Annotated in this window: 14 protein-coding genes and 1 tRNA gene; 8 read left to right on the top strand and 7 right to left on the bottom strand. The window is 70.9% G+C overall.

The genetic code is table 11. The features are described 5' to 3' along the window. The first annotated feature begins 303 nt into the window (after positions 1-303). Positions 304-1,854 carry a pentapeptide repeat-containing protein gene (locus OG587_RS43765; RefSeq protein ID WP_329084758.1) on the top strand — a complete coding sequence of 517 codons (1,551 nt, stop codon included), beginning with the start codon at positions 304-306 and terminating at the stop codon, positions 1,852-1,854. A 174-nt stretch (positions 1,855-2,028) separates the two neighbouring features. Further along, a complete protein-coding gene (locus OG587_RS43760) occupies positions 2,029-2,889 on the top strand; it encodes a DMT family transporter (protein WP_329084757.1) in 861 nt (286 codons plus the stop codon). Positions 2,890-2,913: 24 nt separating this feature from the next. Here the strand turns inward: OG587_RS43760 and OG587_RS43755 are convergent, their stop codons facing one another. Continuing rightward, complete coding sequence (locus OG587_RS43755; RefSeq protein ID WP_329084756.1) at positions 2,914-4,131, bottom strand: FAD-dependent monooxygenase; 1,218 nt, start codon at positions 4,129-4,131, stop codon at positions 2,914-2,916. Positions 4,132-4,204: 73 nt separating this feature from the next. On the opposite strand from OG587_RS43755, the gene OG587_RS43750 reads away from it, so the two are divergent. Beyond that, complete coding sequence (locus OG587_RS43750) at positions 4,205-4,783, top strand: TetR/AcrR family transcriptional regulator (RefSeq protein WP_329084755.1); 579 nt, start codon at positions 4,205-4,207, stop codon at positions 4,781-4,783. A gap of 145 nt (positions 4,784-4,928) precedes the next feature. On the opposite strand, the gene OG587_RS43745 is transcribed toward OG587_RS43750, so the two are convergent. Together OG587_RS43745 and OG587_RS43740 are read right to left on the bottom strand one after the other, a co-directional pair. Further along, positions 4,929-5,516, bottom strand: a complete 588-nt coding sequence (locus OG587_RS43745) for a GNAT family N-acetyltransferase (RefSeq protein WP_329084754.1) — start codon at positions 5,514-5,516, stop codon at positions 4,929-4,931. A gap of 44 nt (positions 5,517-5,560) precedes the next feature. Next, entirely contained in the window at positions 5,561-6,157 is a 597-nt protein-coding gene (locus tag OG587_RS43740) for a YdeI/OmpD-associated family protein (RefSeq protein ID WP_329084753.1), read from the bottom strand. A gap of 76 nt (positions 6,158-6,233) precedes the next feature. On the opposite strand from OG587_RS43740, the gene OG587_RS43735 reads away from it, so the two are divergent. The 3 genes from OG587_RS43735 to OG587_RS43725 all read left to right on the top strand — a co-directional run bounded on the left by OG587_RS43735 (position 6,234) and on the right by OG587_RS43725 (position 10,018). Then, positions 6,234-7,436, top strand: coding sequence for an acyl-CoA dehydrogenase family protein (locus OG587_RS43735; protein ID WP_329084752.1), 1,203 nt, complete (start codon positions 6,234-6,236; stop codon positions 7,434-7,436). A gap of 126 nt (positions 7,437-7,562) precedes the next feature. Then, positions 7,563-8,738 carry an acyl-CoA dehydrogenase family protein gene (locus tag OG587_RS43730; RefSeq protein ID WP_386266948.1) on the top strand — a complete coding sequence of 392 codons (1,176 nt, stop codon included), beginning with the start codon at positions 7,563-7,565 and terminating at the stop codon, positions 8,736-8,738. A 170-nt stretch (positions 8,739-8,908) separates the two neighbouring features. Next, positions 8,909-10,018 (top strand): acyl-CoA dehydrogenase family protein, encoded by a 1,110-nt coding sequence (locus OG587_RS43725; RefSeq protein ID WP_329084751.1) that lies wholly within the window; start codon positions 8,909-8,911, stop codon positions 10,016-10,018. A gap of 31 nt (positions 10,019-10,049) precedes the next feature. Here OG587_RS43725 and OG587_RS43720 read toward each other — a convergent pair whose 3' ends face one another. Beyond that, positions 10,050-10,652 carry a TetR/AcrR family transcriptional regulator gene (locus OG587_RS43720; RefSeq protein WP_329084750.1) on the bottom strand — a complete coding sequence of 201 codons (603 nt, stop codon included), beginning with the start codon at positions 10,650-10,652 and terminating at the stop codon, positions 10,050-10,052. Positions 10,653-10,876: 224 nt separating this feature from the next. Between OG587_RS43720 and OG587_RS43715 the strand changes: the two genes are divergently transcribed. After that, a complete protein-coding gene (locus OG587_RS43715; RefSeq protein ID WP_329084749.1) occupies positions 10,877-11,614 on the top strand; it encodes a nuclease-related domain-containing protein in 738 nt (245 codons plus the stop codon). Positions 11,615-11,719: 105 nt separating this feature from the next. On the opposite strand, the gene OG587_RS43710 is transcribed toward OG587_RS43715, so the two are convergent. Together OG587_RS43710 and OG587_RS43705 are read right to left on the bottom strand one after the other, a co-directional pair. Then, positions 11,720-13,081 carry a vWA domain-containing protein gene (locus tag OG587_RS43710; protein ID WP_329084748.1) on the bottom strand — a complete coding sequence of 454 codons (1,362 nt, stop codon included), beginning with the start codon at positions 13,079-13,081 and terminating at the stop codon, positions 11,720-11,722. Between the two features lie 31 nt (positions 13,082-13,112). Further along, positions 13,113-13,964: an AAA family ATPase gene (locus OG587_RS43705; RefSeq protein ID WP_329084747.1), complete on the bottom strand. Its 852-nt coding sequence runs from the start codon at positions 13,962-13,964 to the stop codon at positions 13,113-13,115. 135 nt (positions 13,965-14,099) lie between these two features. On the opposite strand from OG587_RS43705, the gene OG587_RS43700 reads away from it, so the two are divergent. Then, positions 14,100-14,173, top strand: a tRNA-Lys gene (locus tag OG587_RS43700). 245 nt (positions 14,174-14,418) lie between these two features. On the opposite strand, the gene OG587_RS43695 is transcribed toward OG587_RS43700, so the two are convergent. Then, entirely contained in the window at positions 14,419-18,195 is a 3,777-nt protein-coding gene (locus tag OG587_RS43695) for a S8 family peptidase (RefSeq protein WP_329094191.1), read from the bottom strand. Between the last annotated feature and the right edge of the window lie 14 nt (positions 18,196-18,209).

Raw genomic sequence — 18,209 nt, 5'->3', positions numbered from 1 at the left:
CTGACCGCGAACACCCTCGGACCGGATAAACATCGGGGGCTCGGTCCGGATTCGACCACTGACCGCGCGGCTCCCGGACCGGATCACCGCCCGAAGCCCCGAAGCTCCGGAGCCTGGGAGGTCCGCAGCCCCGAAGGTCGGGGGTTCGGGGGCAGGACGTTTATCCGGGCGATTGGACGATCCGGGAGCGATGCGCTGGAGTTGCCTTCCGGGTTCTCCTCTCTCCGCGGGGAGGGGGAGGGCCTGTTCTTCCTCGCCTGAGGCTCGCCTGAAGGTGGAGGTCCCCACTCCCAAGGAGGACTGATGAGGTGGCACCCCAGGCGCGGGACGATCGGCGTGAGCTCACTTGTCGCGGCGGGGGTGGTGGCGACGGCCGCGCTGGTGGCGAGTCGCGCCGGGGCTCCGGACGTGGCCGCCTACGTCCCCCTGCCCGGCCTGCTCGCCCTGGTGGCCGCGGTGCTCGCGGGGGTGGGTGCCGGGCTGACCCTGGCGCGCCCTCGGCGGGACGACCGCGCGGCACTGCGCGTCCTGTCCTGGTGGTGGGTTCTCGCCGGTGTCGTACTCATCGTCGTGTCCATGTGGAGCGCCACGGCCGTCCTGCTGTTCCTCGCGGACACGGCGCCGGACGCGTCCAAGCGCGTCGAGATGCGCCTGGACGCGGTGAAGACCGGCCTGACCGTGGGCGCCGGGGCCGTGGGACTGGTGGCGCTCCTCCTGGGTGTGCGCCGACAGTGGCTCGGGGAGCGTACGCAGGCCTACCAGGAGTACGACGCCGGCGAGCGGCGCGTGACCGAGCTCTACACCAAGGCGACCGACCAGCTCGGGCACGACAAGGCCGCCGTGCGCCTGGCCGGCCTGCACGCCCTGGAACGCGTCGCGCAGGACAATCCCGAACACCGCCAGACGATCGTCGACGTGATCTGCGCCTATCTCCGCATGCCTCCCGTCCCCGCCGCGCCGGAAGAGGGGGAATCCACCGGTCAGGAGAAGGCCGTCGACCCGCAGGAACTCCAGGTGCGCGCCACGGCGCAGGGAATCCTCAGGAACCACCTGCGCTGGAGCAGGTCAGAGCCGGTCCGGCCCGTCACGTTCTGGCCGGACATCGACCTCGACCTCACGGGCGCGTGGCTCGTGAAGCCGGCGTTCGTCGACTGCCGGATGCGGGAGGCCCGGTTCGGTGGAGTCAGGTTCGAGGGGTTCGCCCGCTTCGACAGGGCCATCTTCGAGGGCGTGGCGGTGTTCGGGGGAACCGTCTTCACCGGCAGGGCCGCCTGGGGGGAGGCCAACTACAAGGCGGGCTTCGAGGGGGCCGTGTTCAGGGGCGACGTCATGTTCCGGGAGGCCGTGTTCGCCCTCCGGGCGGATTTCCGGGAGGTCACGTTCGAGCGGACGGTGCTCTTCAGCCGGGCCGTCTTCAAGGACCGGGCCCTTTTCCGCACGACCACCTTCGCGGGGGACGTGCTCTTCGGCGACGCCGTGTTCGAGAACGAGGCCGTCTTCCGCCAGGCCGCCTTCGAGGGAGGGACGTCCTTCGCCGAGGCCGTCTTCACGACCGCGCCCGCCTTCTGGGAGGCGACGGTACGGGAGGCTCCCGGCGTCCGGCGGTCCTGGCCCACCGGCTGGCGCGAGGCCACCCGCGATGACAGCCCCGGCACCACGCGTCTCGTCCGCGACGACGATTCCGGTGCGGCGAGTCTCGTCCGTGATAACGGTTCCGGTGCGGCGCGTCCCGTTCGGGAGGACTCCCGGCCCGGCGAACCCGCCGGCACCCGGACCGGCGACGGCGGTCCGGGTGCCGGCCGGGCCCAGGCCGATGACCAGGACGCCGGACGTGCCCGGGGTGCCGGTTCGTGAGAGCGTCTCCCACCCGGTAGGGCGCCGCGCTCTCACCGGCACCGGCCGGGTGGTGTCTCGCCGCATGTCGTACGGCCGGGGAAGGTCCCTACCCGTTCGTCACGCGCCCTAAGCTTGCGGGATGACCCGTGAATCGCTTCTTTCCGGATGCCCCGTCCGCTATGTGGGGTGGCGATGACCTGGGTCGGGATATCCATCGCCCTGGTCGGCGCGTTGGGTTACGCCCTGGGTGCCGCGCTCCAGCAGTTCGAGGCGGTCTCCGAGGGCGCCTCGCTGAAGCTGATGAAGCGGCCCCGCTGGTGGCTCGGCGGCGTCATCGGTTTCACCGGGGCGTCCCTGCACGCCGTCGCCCTCAGTTTCGCGCCGCTGATCGCGGTGCAGCCGATCAGCGTGGCGACGCTGGTGTTCGCGGTACCGCTGGCGGCGATGCTGCACGGCAGGCGCCCGCACAGGGGAGAGATCATCGGTTCGGCCGCGGTGGCCGTCGGACTGCTCGGCCTGTTGCTGCTGGTCCCCGCGCACCCCGTGAGACCTCACATGACGAACCAGGAGGCGCTGGGCTTCCTCGGCTGCGTCGGGCTAATCGTGCTGGTGACCCATCTGCTGGGACGGAAGATGACCGGCTCGGCCCACGCGCTGGTGCTGTCGGTCGCCGCGGGGGCCGTGACGGCCAGTGTCTCCACCTTCGTCCGGGTGGTGGGCGGCAACTTCGACGGTGACCTGAGCGCGCTGCTCAACTGGTTCACGTTCGCCATTCCCGTGTTGCTCGTCTGCGCGGTCGTGCTGCTGCAGAAGACCTACGAGGTGGGTTACTTCGGCATCTCCTACGCCGCCGTCCAGATCGTCGACCCGATCACCTCCATCCTCGCGGGGGCTCTCCTGCTCGACGAGGCGGTGCCCAGCGGCTGGCTGAACGTGATCCCCGCCCTCTTCGCCGCCGCGCTGCTCGTCTGGGGGACGATCACCCTGGGACGGCTCTCCCCGGACCAGGGGGTTCCCGCCCCGATGCGCGAGAAGGCGAGCGTCGCGCCGTAGGCGTATCCGCACTGCGGGAGACGATCACGCGGAGGGGGGTGTCCAGCGGAGCACCTCGTCTATCGGGCCGTGCACGCGCGAGGGGGCGAGCCGCCAGCTGAGCGTCACCATCGCGTCGCGCAGCCGCACGGCCAGCGGGTCGCGCATCCGGGTGACGCGGCAGATCGTGGCGGACCGGGCCACGATCCTGGACGTACGCTCCAGCCGCGCGGCGGTGTACCCGGCCAGCCCGCCGCTCCCGCCGGTCGTCCCGCCGCTTCCGCCCGATGATGCGGCGCCTCCGCCGTCCGCTCCGGTGCCGCCGGTGAACCTTCCGCCGTCGCCGACCACGTGGGCCAGCACCACCGCGTCCTCGATCGCCTGGCAGGCGCCCTGACCCAGGTTGGGGGTCATGGCGTGCGCGGCGTCGCCCAGTATGGCGACCCTGCCCCGGTGCATGGCGGGCAGCGGGGTGGCGAGGTGGTAGACGTCGTTCCTCAGGACCTTCTCCGGTGAGGCCGCGGCGAGCAGCTCCGGGATCGGGGAGTGCCAGTCCCCGAACAGCCGTCGCAGCTCGGCCAGCTGGTCCCCGCCACCGCCGCCCGCCGGGACGGTGTCGGTGGCGTAGCAGTAGGACGTGCCCCCGGCCAGTGGCATGACGCCGAAGACCCTGCCGCGCCCCCAGCTCTCGTACGCCTGGCCCGGGACGCCCTCGGCGGGGATGAGCACCCGCCAGCTGGTGACTCCCGCGTAGCGGGGGCCGGGGTGGCAGGGGAACAGCGCCGACCTGATGGGGGAGTGGATGCCGTCGGCCGCCACCACCAGGTCCGCCTCCACCCGCCCGTCGGGGAGGGTCACCAGGCCGCTCTCCGCGTCGACCTCCGAGACCTCGGTGTTCAGCCGGACCGTGCCGGGTGCGAGGCGGGCGGAGAGCACGTCGACCAGGTCGGCGCGGCGCAGCAGCACCACGGAGTCGCCGCCGTTGCGCGCCGAGGCGGCCTCCACACTGGTCCTCACCAGCCATCTGCCGTCGGAGCGCCGGATGCCGCCCGAGCCCTGGAGGGCCGACAGCTCGCGGATCTCGTCACCGGCTCCGAGCGTGTCGAGCGCCCTGAGCGCGTTGGCGGCGACGGCGATTCCCGAGCCGACCGGTTCCAGGGACGCCGCCCTTTCGAACACCGTCACCTCCCAGCCCCGCCGCTGCAACGCCACCGCCGCCGCCAGCCCGCCGATGCCCGCTCCGATGACCGCCGCACGTGCCATGACCTTCTCCTTCACTACGGATGTAGTGGACACTACTACGCCTGTAGTTGAACTACAAATGTAGTATCGGAGGGTGAAGTCCCAACGCGCGGAGCTCGTCGCCGATGCCGCCATCGCCCTGCTGGTGGATCGGGGAATGCGTGGCCTGACCCATCGGGCCGTGGACGAGGCGGCGGGACTGCCGCCGGGGTCGACCTCCAACCTGGCCCGCACCCGGTCCGCGCTCCTGGAGCTGGCCCTCGCCCGGCTCGCCCAGCTGGAGTCCGACGCGTTCTCGCTGCTCCTCGGCCCCCCGGGGCCGGACGTGGTCGAAGCGCTCGCCGAGATGACGGCCCAGGCGCTCTGGACGCAGCTGACCGTCGGCCGCCGCTGGACGGTCGCCCGCTACGAGCTGGCCCTTGAGGCCACCCGCCGCCCCGAGCTGCGCAAGATCTACGACAGGACCGGTGAGCGCTTCCGTGAGCCCGCGGTCGCGATTCTCTCCGCCCTGGGGTCGTCCGACCCGGTACGGCACGGACGCCAGATCATCGCCTTCAGCGAGGGGGTGATGTTCGACGCCGTCATCGGCGCCGGAGCGGAACCGACCCTGGACGACCTCCGCCTGGGGGTCAGGGAGCTCCTGCGCGGCATGCTCGGCCACGAGGCCCTATAGGCCGTGGGCCGTGGGCCGTGGGGGTTCGCGGGCTCCGGGTTCGGAGGGTTCGGAGAGGTCGGCGGGCCGGTTCGGCGGTTCAGGCGGCGCGAGGATTCAGCGGGTGACGGTTCGGGCGACGTGGCGGCCCGGCAGGGGAGACTGCTCAGCGGGACAGGCCGGTGAGGCGGGCGCGGTGGGCGGGCCACTCGTCGTCGAGGATGCTGAAATAGGCGGTGTCGCGCCAGGTGCCGTCGGCACGGCGGCGCTGGCGGCGCAGGGTGCCCTCGGGAACGCCGCCGACGCGCATGATCGCGTTCTGTGAGCGGACGTTCAGGTTGTCGGTCTTGAGCTGGACCCGGTTCACGCCCAGCTTGTCGAAGGCGTGGTCGATCAGCAGGACCTTGCACTCGGTGTTCACCGCGGAGCGCCACACGGACCTGCCGTACCAGGTCCAGCCGATCTCGATGCTGTCGGCGTACCCCGGGGTGTCGATGTAGGTGGTCCAGCCGACCGCGCGGCCGGTCTCCCTCAGGATCACCGCGAACGGCACGTGGTCCGGCGTCTCGACCAGCCGTACCGCGATCTCCGCCAGCTCGGCCTCGGTGCGCGGGGTCGGGGCGGGCATCCAGCGCCACACCTCGTCGTCGCCGCCACCGGCCAGGAACAGGTCGGGGACGTGGCCATCGGTCAGCGGCTCCAGCCGTACGGTCTCGCCTTCGAGGGTGACGGGAGCGGGCATCTTCGCGGTCATGGGGATGACCCTAGAACCCGCGGTGGACCTGTTCGAAGGTCCACTCAGGGAGTGTTCCCGGGAACCACTCGGCGGTCGAACTGCCCGAGCCTGCGCCCCGCCGCGGAATCCTCGATCAGCTGCGTGAGACGCTTCTCCCTCGTCTCGGGCCGCTTCGCGGTGGTCACCCAGTGCAGCGCGGTTCTGCGGTAGCCGGGCGGCCGGCCCTGGAACCACTCCCACGCCGCCGTCTCCGCCCGGAAGCGGCGCTCCTGCTCCTCCTCCAGCGCGGACTCCCCGGCCTGCTCATGGGAGTAGATCACCGAGTTGTCCTCGGTCCGCTGCTCGAAGGCGAGCAGGCCCGCGGGGCGCATGAGGCCGCGCTCGGTCAGCTCGGCGACCTTGGCGATGTTGACCGCGCTCCACGTGCTGCGCGCCTTGCGCGGTGTGAAGCGGACGCTGTAGCTCTCGGCGTCGACGGTTCTGCGGACGCCGTCGATCCAGCCGAAGCACAGGGCCTGCTCGACGGACTCGGGCCAGGTGATGCTGGGGCGGCCGGTGCCTTTCTTGAAGAACCCCACCAGCAGCTCCGTCCCGGTCTCGTGATGCGCCTCCAGCCAGGTGCGGAACTCCTCTGGGGTGGCGAAGAAGACGGGGTCCATGGCGTTCAGCATAGGGGGCGTGTCGACAGTCATACCGTCCGGTCGGTACCCTCACGGGAGACCGTGAGGAGGGCCCATGGATTTCGCGTTCGACACCGAGACCGAGGAGCTGCGGGGACGGCTGCTCGGCTTCATGGACGAGTGTGTGTACCCGGTGGAGGAGGCTTTCGAGGCCCAGGCCGCCCAAAGCGGGTGGGCCACCCCTCCGCTGATGGAGGATCTCAAGCAGGAGGCGCGCAGGCGAGGCCTGTGGAACCTGTTCCTGCCGGGTGAGCACGGCGCGGGCCTGACCAACCTGCGTTACGCGCCGCTGGCCGAGATCATGGGCCGCTCGCCGAGGATCGCCCCGACCGCGACCAACTGCGCCGCCCCCGACACCGGGAACATGGAGGTCCTCTCCATGTTCGGCAGCGAGTGGCAGCGCAAGGAGTGGCTGGAGCCGCTGCTGCGCGGCGAGATCCGGTCGGCGTTCGCGATGACCGAGCCCGACACCGCGTCCTCCGACGCCACGAACATCGCGCTGTCGATCGTCAGGGATGGCTCCGAGTACGTCGTCAACGGCCGCAAGTGGTTCGCCTCCGGCGCGATGAACCCCAACTGCAGGATCTTCATCGTGATGGGCAAGACCGACCCCGAGGCGTCCTCGCACCGGCAGCAGTCGATGATCCTGATGCCGCGCGACACACCCGGCATGCACGTCAAGCGTGGAATGCACGTCTTCGGCTACTCCGACTCCGACCACGGCGGGCACGCCGAGATCGTGTTCGAGGACGCCAGGGTGCCGGTCGACAACCTGATCGGCGAGGAGGGCGGCGGCTTCGCGATCGCCCAGGCCCGCCTCGGGCCCGGCCGCATCCACCACTGCATGCGGCTGATCGGGATGGCCGAGCGGGCCGTCGAGATGATGTGCGTCCGCACCCTGTCGCGCAACGCGTTCGGCAAGCCGATCGCCCAGCAGGGTGTCGTCCAGGACTGGATCGCCGAGTCGCGGGTGAGGATCGAGCAGCTCCGCCTGCTCGTGCTGAAGACCGCCTGGCTGATGGACACCGTAGGCAACCGGGGCGCCCACGCCGAGATCCAGGCCATCAAGATCGCAACACCGCGCGATGTGGAGTGGATCCTGGACAAGGCCATCCAGGCCCACGGTGCCGGAGGCGTCAGCCAGGACTTCCCGCTGGCCGGTCTGTGGGCGGGAGCGCGCTCGCTGAGGCTGGCCGACGGGCCCGACGAGGTCCACAAGCGCTCCCTGGCCTATCGGGAACTCAAGAAACACATGTGACCCGGCGTCGCCCTCGTCATCCCGCACACCCGGGGCGGCGGGCGGTGCCGAGACGTCCCGGAGGCGCGGGGCACGAACCGAAGAGGGTCGGCGAGGGTCCATGGAGATTCGACGAAGGGAGCGTTCGTGGCGCTGGACGAGAAGGCGGTCAGGGAGCGTGCTGCCGCGTTCCTGGCGGGGCACGACCCCGCCGGGGACCGGCTGGAGTTCCTGCGGGCCAGGTTCGACGCCGGGCTGGCCTGGGTGCACTTCCCCGAGGGGCTCGGCGGGCTCGGAGCCGCGCGTGAGCTGCAGAATGTCGTGGAGCGCGAGCTGGAGGGGACACCGCAGCTCGACCTCGGGGTGCAGACGATCGGGCTGGGGATGGCGGCGCCCACGATCCTGACCTTCGGCACCGACGAGCAGCGGAAGCGGTTCCTGCGCCCGCTGTGGACGGGCGAGGAGATCTGGTGCCAGCTCTTCAGCGAGCCCGGTGCCGGTTCCGACCTGGCCACGCTCGGCACCCGCGCGGTGCGGGACGGCGACGAGTGGGTGGTGGACGGGCAGAAGGTGTGGACCTCCGGCGCCCACCACTCCCGGTGGGCGATCCTGGTCGCCAGGACCGACGCGGACGTGCCCAAGCACCGGGGGCTCACGTACTTCGTGTGCGACATGCACGCTCCCGGGGTCGAGGTCAGACCGCTGCGGCAGATCACCGGCGAGGCCGAGTTCAACGAGGTCTTCCTCACCGGCGTACGGCTCGGTGACGACCTGCGGCTGGGAGAGGTCGGCGACGGCTGGCGGGTCGCGCAGACCACGCTCATGAACGAGCGGGTCGCCATCGGCGGCGCGCCGGTCCGGCGGGGCGGCGGCGTGGTCGGCCTGGTCACCGAGACCTGGCGCTCCCGGCCCGAGTTGCGCACCCACGACCTGCACCAGCGGTTGCTGCGCCTGTGGGTGGAGGCGGAGGTGACCCGCCTGGCCGGTACGCGCCTGCGCGAGCAGCTCTCCGCCGGGCAGCCCGGACCCGAGGGCTCCGGCATGAAGCTCGCCTTCGCCGACCTCAACCAGGCCCTGTCGGGGCTGGACGTGGAGCTGCGCGGTGAGGACGGCCTGGTCTACGACGACTGGACCTTCCGCCGTTCCGACACCGTCGACTTCTTCGGCCGGGGACCCGGATACCGCTACCTCCGCGCGAAGGGCAACTCCATCGAGGGCGGCACCTCGGAGATCCTGCGCAACATCATCGCCGAGCGCGTGCTCGGCCTCCCCTCGGAACCCCGCGTCGACAAGGACGTGCCCTGGAAGGACCTCCCCCGATGACCGGAGTGAGCCCGACGTAGTGAGTGGAGTGGGTCGTGAGGGACGAGCGGGCCGCGTAGTGAATGAGGAGTGGTGAGCGACCGATGACCGGAGTGAATCCGACGTAGTGAGTGGAGTGGGTCGTGAGGGACGAGCGGGCCGCGTAGTGAATGAGGAGTGGTGAGCGACCGATGACACTGCTGTATACCGAGGTCGAGGAAGAACTGCGCGCCTCCGTGCGGGATCTTCTCGCGGACCGCTGCGGGGCCGCCGCCGTGTTGGGGCGAGTCGAGTCCGAGGCGCCGTACGACATGGGCCTGTGGAAGACGCTGTCCCGGGACATCGGGGTGGCGGGCCTGCTCGTGCCGGAAGAGTACGGCGGGGCGGGGGCGTCGGCGCGGGAGGTCGCGGTGGTGCTGGAGGAGCTGGGGCGGGCGGTGGCGCCGCTGCCGTTCTTCACCAGCTCGGTGCTCGCCACCACGGCCCTGCTGCAGGCCGGCGAGGAGGACCTGATCCAGGAACTCGCCTCGGGGGAGACGACGGCGGCGCTCGCGGTGTCGCTGGCGGCTTCGCCGTACCGGCCGTTGCCGGAGACCGTCACCGTCGCGGACGGGCGGGTCCTGAACGGGGAGATCAGGGCGGTGGCGGGCGCGGACGTGGCGGACGTGCTGCTCGTGCCCGTCGGAACGGTGCTCTACGTGGTTCGGACCGAGGACGTCAGGATCGACGTGGTCCCGTCGCTCGACCTGACGCGGCCGATCGCCACCGTCACGTTCTCCGGCACCCCCGCCGGTGAGGCGATCGGCGGGTTCGACGCGCGGAGGGTGCTGAACCTCGGCGCCGGACTGCTCGCGTCGGAGCAGCTGGGCGTCGCCGAGTGGTGTCTGGGGACGACGCTCGCCTACATCAAGGAGCGCCACCAGTTCGCCCGGCCGGTGGGGTCCTTCCAGGCGATCAAGCACCGGATGGCCGATCTCTGGCTGGACGTGGTGCGTGCCCGCGCCGCCGCGAGGAACGCGGCCGACCTGCTGGCCACGGACTCGGGGCCGGGCGCGTCCCGCGACCGGGAGGCGGTCCGGGACCGCGAGCTGGCGGCGGCGGTGGCCACGTCGTGGTGCTCGGAGGTGGCGGTGCGCGTCGCCGAGGAGAGCGTCCAGCTCCACGGCGGGATCGGGATGACCTGGGAGCACCCGCTTCACCTCTATCTCAAGCGCGCCAAATCCACTGAGATCGCGCTCGGCACTCCCGGTGCCCACCGGGAAGCCCTGGCGGACCTCGCGGACCTGCCCGGTCCGGCCTGACCACACGTCGACGCCCTGGTCGGGCGAAGGGTCACGCGGGGAGTGCCGGCCGATCCGGTCGCAGCGAGGTGAGCAGCAGGTCGGCGAAGTGTGCCCCCAGCTCGGGGCCGGAGAGCGCGCCCTCCGCGCTGTACCAGGTGCCCAGGTGGTGGACGGAGCCGAAGAAGAAGTCGACGACGATGTCCGCGGGGACGTCGCTCCTGAAGGTGCCCTCGCGCTGTCCTTCGGTGACCAGGTCGCGGAAGCGCTCGTGATAGTGGCGCCGCTCGGCGCGGACGACCTTGCGGGTGTCGGGTGCGAGCAGGTGCATCGAGCGGAAGAAGATCTTGGAGTCGTCCAGGTTGTCGACCGTGGTCGTCACGACGTCCGCGGCGGCGGCGTGCAGGCGCTCGGACACCGACCCCGGGCCGGCGGCGAAGTGGGTCAGCCGCTCCATCTGCAGGCGCAGCACGCGCCCGTAGATCTCGTGGAGCAGATCATCCTTGGAATCGAAATAGTGGTACATGGCGCCCTTGGTGACGCCGGCCGCCGAGACGACCTCCTGCACTGACGTACCCTCGAAGCCCCGCTCGGCGAACAGGCGGGTGGCCTCGCCGAGCAGGCGTTGCCGTACCGGCTCCTGGTCCTGAGTCATGCGTCCCCCATGGTGTGGTGAGGGAAAGCATACCGACTGGTCGGTTATGGCGCTGACGGCTGGCGAATACGTGTTACTTGCGTCACCTTTGCCATTCAGAGATAGCTGGAGCCCCCGATTGGGTATTTCATAGTCTAAGGATCTTCAGCGTGGCAGGTCCCCCTCCCTTTCCTCGCCGACCGTTCTAGCCATGGGGGTTCGCTATGCCGGGCGGATCTATCTACGTGACGCCAGTCGACCAGGTCCACGGCCTGTCGCCGCAGGTCATGTACGAGCAGTTCTGGATCAAGGAAACCGTCCAGCGCAGGAAGATGCGCGCGGTCAAGGCGGCGGTCGGCCTGGCCGTGGGCGTTGCGCTCGCCTACCGGTTCAACCTTTCCCCGCCGATCCTCGGGCTGCTGTGCGGCCTGCTCGTCGCCGCCGGGGACGCGGTCCTGGCCTGGCGGGAGTACGACGCCACCGCCGTCTGGCGTGGCAGGCGCCGGGGCGAGACCATCACCGGCAAGCTGCTCCGCCGCAAGCTGCGCAGGGCCGGCTACCACATCCTCGAAGGCCGGGCCATGCCGGGCAAGGCCTCGGTCGACCACCTCGTCATCGGCCCCGGTGGCGTCTGGGTGGTGGACAACGAGGCGTGGGACCCCGACACCGAGATCGCCCGGTACGGCGACCGGTTGTTCCTGGGCGAGAAGTACGGCACGAAGGTGGCCAAGGCGCTCGTCGAGGTCTCCGAGTCGCTGGCCGAGGTGCTCTCCCGCGAGTCGGGCATCCCCGTCACCATCGAGCCGCTGATCGCCGTGCACGGCGGGGAGATCAGGCGGTCGGTCACCGCGGAGGGACTCACCCTTCTCAAGCCCCGCCTGGTCGCGCGCTGGATCCAGCAGGGTCCCCGGGCCGACTTCGACGAGGCCCAGGTGGAGGTCCTGGTCAGGACCGCCGCTCGGGTGCTGCGCCGGATGAGCTGACCGCGCCCGGCGCCTGGCCTTTTCGCCTGACATGTCATCGGGCGAGCCGATCCGTGTGGGCGTCGGGTACCCGCGCCCGGCGGGACCGGGCGCCTTCCCCGTTCGTCAGACGAGGTCTTCGATGAAGGCCGCCAGCTGTGCGACGTTCCGGCACTCGTACATCGGCACGATCCCGCCGTACGCCGTCGCCAGCGAGTCGCCGCTGTCCCACTGGGCGGTCGGCTCCGGGTTGAGCCAGTAGGCGTGCCGGGCGCCCCCGGCCAGGCGCTTCAGCGTGTCCAGCGCGGGCGGCTGGTAGTTGGACCGGGCGTCGCCCAGGATCAGCAGGGACGTCTTCGGCCCGACGGCGTCGCCGTACCGCTCGGCGAACCCCTCCAGCGCGCGGCCGTAGTCGGTCCGGCCGAACCGCACCATGTCGGCCTCCCGCGCCAGCCGGGTCATCGCCTCCACCACGTCGGCACCCGGTACGAAGAACCGGGTGATCTCGTCCACGGTGTCCACGAACCCGAACGCGCGGACCTTGGTGAACTGCTCGCGCAGCGCGTACGTCAGCAGCAGGGTGAAGTGGGCGAAGGAGGCGACCGAGTCGCTGGCGTCGCAGAGGACGACCAGCTCGGGTTTGTGCGGGCGGCGCGGCCTGTTGAAGGTGGTCAGCGGTACCCCGCCACTGGACAGCGAGGCCCGTACGGTCCTGCGGAAGTCGAGGCGGCCACGGCGGCCGAGCCGGTGCTTGACGGTCAGCCGGGCGGCGAGGCGGCGGGCGAGCGGGTGGACCTCCCGGCGGAGCCTCGCCAGGTCGGCCTTGGTGATCCGCAGGAAGTCGAGCTGCTCGAGCGGCGGGCGTACGGCGGAGCGGGCGATCCGCTCGATCCCGGAGTCCTCGGCGATCCGGCGGCGCACGTCCCCGGAGACGGCGTCCTCGAAGCGCCTGGTGTGCTCGCCGATCCGCTGCCGGGCGACCTTCTCCGCGAGCCCGCCGCGCTCCCGGCCCGCGAGGACCTCGGCGAGCAGCCGCGCCATGAGCGTCTCGGGGGAGAGCGCCCGCATCACCGGGTAGGAGAACCAGTTCTGCCTGCCGGGGCTCGCGGCCTGGCGGCCGAAGCGCTCCACCATCGCCCGCGCGAACTCGTTCATCCCCTCGGCGCCCAGCAGCAGCCCGGCCAGCCGGTCGCGCAGCTCGGGAACCTCGGCGGTCTCCAGGTCCGGCAGGTCCGGTTCGGCCGCGCGCGACGCCCGCAGGCCGGTCGTCGAGGCGGGGAACCACAGGTCGAACAGCGTGTCGAAGCCCGGCCGGTGCGAGGGGCGCTTGACCAGCGTCGCGGCGTACGCGGCCCGGAGCGACTCCCGTTCGGTCAGGTCGATCACCTCCAGCGCCCTGGCCGCGTCCAGCCCCTCGGCCGGTGACACCGGCAGCCCGGCCTCGCGCAGCGCCCGCACGAACCCCAGATGCCGGTCCAGCAGGCTCATCTCCGGCCTTCCGTCCCGCGAACCGGGCCGGTCACAGCGCGAGTTCCTTGCGGGCGCGCGTCTGGTCGGAGGCGTGCTTGAGGACGACGCCGAGGGTGGCTCCGATCGCCGCCTCGTCGAGCTCGGTCCTGCCCAGCGCCAGCAGGGTGTTCGCCCAGTCGATCGTCTCGGCGATCGAGGGCGACTTCTTCAGCTCCAGGGCGCGCAGGGTGGCGACCGTGCGGGCGAGCTGCTCGGCCAGGCTCGCCTCGATCGCGGGCACCTGGGCCAGCACGATGTCGCGCTCGCGCTCCGGCGTCGGATACTCCAGGTGCAGGTAGAGGCAGCGCCGCTTCAGCGCCTCGGAGAGCTCGCGGGTCGCGTTGGAGGTCAGCACCACGTACGGCTTCCGCACGGCGGCGATCGTGCCGAGCTCGGGGATCGTGACCTGGTAGTCGGACAGGATCTCCAGCAGCAGCCCCTCCACCTCGACGTCGGCCTTGTCGATCTCGTCGATCAGCAGGACCACCGGCGTCTCCGACCGGATCGCCGCGAGCAGCGGCCGCTCCAGCAGGAACTCCTCGGTGAAGATGTCGTCGTGGGTGGCGTCCCAGTCCTCGCCCTGCCCGGCCTGGATGCGCAGGAGCTGCTTCTTGTAGTTCCACTCGTACAGCGCCCTGGCCTCGTCCAGCCCTTCGTAGCACTGCAACCTGACCAGCCGGGCCCCGGTCGCCGCCGCCACGGCCTTGGCGAGCTGGGTCTTGCCCACCCCCGCGGGGCCCTCGGCGAGAAGTGGTTTGCCGAGCGCGCCCGCCAGGAAGACCGAGGTCGAGATGGAGTCGTCGGGGAGGTAGTCGACGGCGTCGAGCCGGTCGCCGGCGTCGCTCGGTGAGGCGAACCACATGTGTGCTCCCAGTACAGGACCGAATGTTGTTCTAGCTTAGCCGGTGATCGTCTCGGCTCCACGGTCGTCGTCGGCCGGCGGCCGCCGCTGATTTCGAGGCGCCGCCCGATGTGCGCTATCCTTCAAGGGCTTCAAGCGCCGCTAGCTCAGTTGGTTAGAGCAGCTGACTCTTAATCAGCGGGTCCGGGGTTCGAGTCCCTGGCGGCGCACTTCGGTTCAGATCGATGCTGTGGGCATCCCCGCTGTCGGCGGGGATGCCCACAGTCGTTTCTGGGCCCGGGGGTGCTCGCCTGGTCCTCATCGAGGAAAGCCACGCCTGGCGGCGCGAGGTCGACGAGTCCCCTCATCGACGACGACCAAGACGACGAGTCGCGCAGCGCGTGGTCGGCCGCCTGGACGAACGGCGCCATCCGCGGGGGTGGTCCCCGCGGACGGCACCGATGTCGCGGTCCTCCTACCTCCGTTCGACTTTCCAGGCCCTGGTGATGGTCTGGTCGATCGAGTTACCGGCGGAGTCGGTGGCCTGCACCCGCAGGGTCACGAACTCGCCGTTGCGTGGCGCGCCGACCTCGTACTCGGCCGTCTTGCCGTCCCTGACCTTGCGGCTGCCCAGGTCGGTCCATTTGGCCCCGTCGTCACTGCTGACCCAGGCGCGTACGCCGAACCTGTCCGATCCGCTGTATCCGGGCTGGTAACCGGGAAGCAGCTTGATCGAGTACTTCGACCCGGCCCGGACCGTGTTGTTCGGGTTCAGCTCCACGTCATAGCGCACGTCGACCATGGGCAGGATCTCGCCGGCCTCGTTCCCGGCCGAGCCGTCACTGTCGAACCGGACGGCGAACTCCCAGGCCGTACGGCTTGACGGGGACAGCGGCCTGAACGACTGCTGGGTGTCGAGCTCTATCCGGTGCCGGCCAGGTGTCGGCGACTGCACGGTGCAACTGCTGAGGTACGCCGTCTCGCACAGCACGTCGCCGTCCTTCAGGTACCGGATGGTCGATTGCGGCCACTGAGGCAGGTAGTGGTACCCGTTGCCGATCCGGAGCGGGAACAGGTTGAGCGTGATGTAGCCGTACCCCCATTGCGCGTATGACAACGCGGTCAGGGTTTCGGGGCTCGTGGGCCCGGGTGCGATCGGCGCGGAGAAGTAGTCCTCGGTGACGCGGGTACCGGCCGCGTACTCGCGCGAGTTCTCCTCGTGGAGCCCGTTCGTCTGGCTGACATACTGCCGGCGCATGCCCGGCGAGACGTACTCGGTGCGGGTGAACGGAGCGACGACCTTGGTGATTCCCGTTATCAGGTTGTTGGAAGTGATGCTGTCGACGCGGTACAGCGTGCCGGGGGTGTCCGCGCGGTAGCGGGCCGTGATGGTGGCCAGATTCCTCGGCTCCGTCTCGAAGACGGTGTCCGTCGGCATCTTGTCCTTGACGGTGTGGGACAGGGCGTACAGGAAGGGAGAGACCGGTTCACCGCCGGTCTCCACGGTGGTCCGGCCCCTGGCGGCGGCCGCGCCCAGCCGCTCACCCTCGTCGTGGGTGAGCACCGCCACCGGCACCGTGGCCGGCTTCTCCATGGCGCGCCGGGCCGGTCCGGAGTCGGCCACGGCGACCAGCACACCGGCCGCGCCCGCCGCCACGGCGTCGGCCACCACCTGGTCGAGCGGCGTCACCGTGCCCCATTCGTCGATGGCGAGGGTTTCGTCGACCAGCGCCAGCTTGCCCCGGACGCCGGCCGCGGCCAGCTCCGCCGGGCTGCCCTTGCCCGCGTCCACCACCTGGTACGCCCCGGATGACCGGAACGTGGCCGTGCACCGCAGGACGACGTAGCAGGCGCCGGAGTGCTCCAGCGGGTAGGCGGGGCGCAGCTTGGGCGCCCGCGGGCCGGTGACCTTCATGGTCAGGGCGGGAGCGACGAGCTGCGTACCGAATCCCATCGTGAAGGTGCCGGTGGTGGCCTTGGTCGTGCCGGGCAGCACGTAGACCTCGGCCGGGCCGGTGCCGCCGTGGAAGGTCTGCCCGATCACGCCGATGTCGTGGCCGGGAGTTCCGACGCGCCGGCTCCAGCCCACGCTCATCCGGTCGACCGCCTCCGTCGGCTGCCGGGTGGGGTATTCCACGCGCCGGGCCTTTCGCATGTCGAAGACCAGCTCCCGAGGTCCGTCCATGAGCAGCTCCGGCTCACCGGCGATGCTCTCCGACACCTTGAAGTACGGCTCCTCGGCGGTCCAGTCCGAAATGTTGGTCATCAGGGCGTACCGGCGGCCGAGCAGCAGCATCGGGTCGTAGCCGAGCCCGATGAAGTACGCCGAGCCGTGGTCGTACAGGCCGAGCCAGTCCTGGCCGGTCTCCAGGTCCATCAGGCTCAGCAACGAGCAGCACGTCGTGTGCGCCGGGGTGCCGGTGCGGTCGATGCCGCGGACCTTCAACGGGGCACGCTCGGCGTCCTTGGTCCAGCCCAGCGTGGTCCGCACCACCGTGTCACCGTGTCGTGCCTCGAGGAAGCCGTAGGACGCCCCGAGTTCCAGAGCTTCCGGGTTGACCGTCACCGTCACCGTGACGGTGCCGCCGGCCGGCACGTCCACCGCCGACGGGGTCACCGTGACGGCTTCGCCGGGCTCGAACGGGGTCGCCTCGACCATCTTTGCGTCCATCGTGGACAGCGTGAGCCCCAGGGTGGCACGCACCGCCTCGGTGCCGGTGTTCCGCAGGGTCACCGTCCCGGTGGCCGTCTTGTACGGAGGCCGCATCATGCCCAGGTTCAGGGTGCCGGTCGCGCTCAGGCCGCCGGTCGTGGCCTGGGCCAGGTCCATCATGCCGGCGCCCTCCCGGGTCACCTCGCCTTCCTTGCCGGGGTTGGCCGTGCTGACCAGCCTGTCGCGGATCTGACCGCGGTTCCAGTCCGGGTGCTGCTGCGCCAGCAGCGCGGCGCCGCCGGCCACGTGCGGCGCGGCCATCGAGGTGCCCGACATCGACTGGTATCTGGGATTGCCGACGTCACCTCCGAGCGTCGAGCCGTCCGCCCTGGCGGCGGCGATCTCCGCCCCCGGCGCGGTGATCTCCGGCTTCACCGCGTTGTCGCCCACCCGCGGGCCCCAGCTGGAGAAGTAGCTGCGCTCGTACGGGGCGGTCTTGGCCACGCTTCCCACGGTCAGCGCCTGGTCCGCGGCCCCCGGGCTGCCGATCCAGTACGGCGATTCGGCGGTGCCGTCGTTGCCCGCCGAGACGACGAACAAGGCGCCGGTGGCCTCCGAGATCCGGTTGACCGCCTGCGACAGCGGATCGGTCCCGTCGGTCGCGAGGCCGCCCAGGCTAATGTTGATCACCTTGGCGCCCTGGTTCGCCGCCCATTCCATCCCGGCGATGATGTCGGAATTGGCGCCGGAGCCTCCGGCGTCGAGCGCCTTCGCGACCACCAGCTCGGCATCCGGCGCGACGCCCCGGTACTTGCCGTCGGATGCCGCGCCGGACCCCGCCGCGATCGACGCGACGTGCGTGCCGTGCCCGTTGTCGTCCATCGCGGAGGAGGAGCCGGGCACGAAGCTTTGCGACGCGGCGATCCGGCCGGCGAAGTCCGGGTGGTCCCGGTCGATGCCGGTGTCCACCACACCGATCTTCACGCCCCTGCCGGTCAGCCCCGCCGACCAGGCGGCAGGCGCGCCGACCGCGGGCACGCTCACGTCCAGCGACGCCTTCACCCGGCCGTCCAGCCAGACCTTCTGCGTGTCTCCGCCCTTGAGCGCCGCCCACGCGTCGGTCGTTCTGCTCTTGTCGACCGCCAGCGCCTGGCCCTTGACGCTGGTCAGCGTCCGCTTGCGTGACGTGCCCTTCGGCGCGGAGGGCACCGCGGCCCGCGCCTGCGTGTCCTTGTAGGTGGTGATGACCGGCAACTGCTTGGTGTGCGCGTCGTCGTAGCCGTACTCGGCGAGCCTGGTCAGGTTGAACAGCTCGCGATCCAGCTTGCCCGCGGCGATCTGGCGGACCGTCTCGCCGGTCAGCGCGTAGAGACCTCCGGTCATTCGCTGGAAGGTGATGTCGCCCAGGGGCGCGACATCCTTGACGACCTCACCGGTCGCGCTGCCGTCGGCCGAGGTTCTCAACCGGACCACATCACCGGTCAGCAGAGTGAAGGTCTTCTCCACCGGCGGCTTGGCGGTGGCCCGACTCGCAGGGGGCGACGGTGGCGTGGAGGCGGGGGGTACGGCAGCCGCGGCGGGCCCGGCGACCGCGACCATCAACACGCCCGCCA

The organism is Streptosporangium sp. NBC_01469 (assembly GCF_036227305.1).
Lineage (GTDB): Bacteria > Actinomycetota > Actinomycetes > Streptosporangiales > Streptosporangiaceae > Streptosporangium.
Note: the sequence above shows the minus strand (reverse complement) of the source record. Positions and strands in the feature narration are given on the sequence as shown.

Coding starts and splice junctions, on each gene's coding strand:
- OG587_RS43710 (WP_329084748.1), bottom strand. CDS start 13,081: ATGAGCCTGCTGGACCGGCATCTGGGGTTCGTGCGGGCGCTGCGCGAG.
- OG587_RS43760 (WP_329084757.1), top strand. CDS start 2,029: ATGACCTGGGTCGGGATATCCATCGCCCTGGTCGGCGCGTTGGGTTAC.
- OG587_RS43765 (WP_329084758.1), top strand. CDS start 304: ATGAGGTGGCACCCCAGGCGCGGGACGATCGGCGTGAGCTCACTTGTC.
- OG587_RS43740 (WP_329084753.1), bottom strand. CDS start 6,157: ATGGACCCCGTCTTCTTCGCCACCCCAGAGGAGTTCCGCACCTGGCTG.
- OG587_RS43705 (WP_329084747.1), bottom strand. CDS start 13,964: ATGTGGTTCGCCTCACCGAGCGACGCCGGCGACCGGCTCGACGCCGTC.
- OG587_RS43755 (WP_329084756.1), bottom strand. CDS start 4,131: ATGGCACGTGCGGCGGTCATCGGAGCGGGCATCGGCGGGCTGGCGGCG.
- OG587_RS43720 (WP_329084750.1), bottom strand. CDS start 10,652: ATGACTCAGGACCAGGAGCCGGTACGGCAACGCCTGCTCGGCGAGGCC.
- OG587_RS43745 (WP_329084754.1), bottom strand. CDS start 5,516: ATGACCGCGAAGATGCCCGCTCCCGTCACCCTCGAAGGCGAGACCGTA.
- OG587_RS43695 (WP_329094191.1), bottom strand. CDS start 18,195: ATGGTCGCGGTCGCCGGGCCCGCCGCGGCTGCCGTACCCCCCGCCTCC.
- OG587_RS43725 (WP_329084751.1), top strand. CDS start 8,909: ATGACACTGCTGTATACCGAGGTCGAGGAAGAACTGCGCGCCTCCGTG.
- OG587_RS43735 (WP_329084752.1), top strand. CDS start 6,234: ATGGATTTCGCGTTCGACACCGAGACCGAGGAGCTGCGGGGACGGCTG.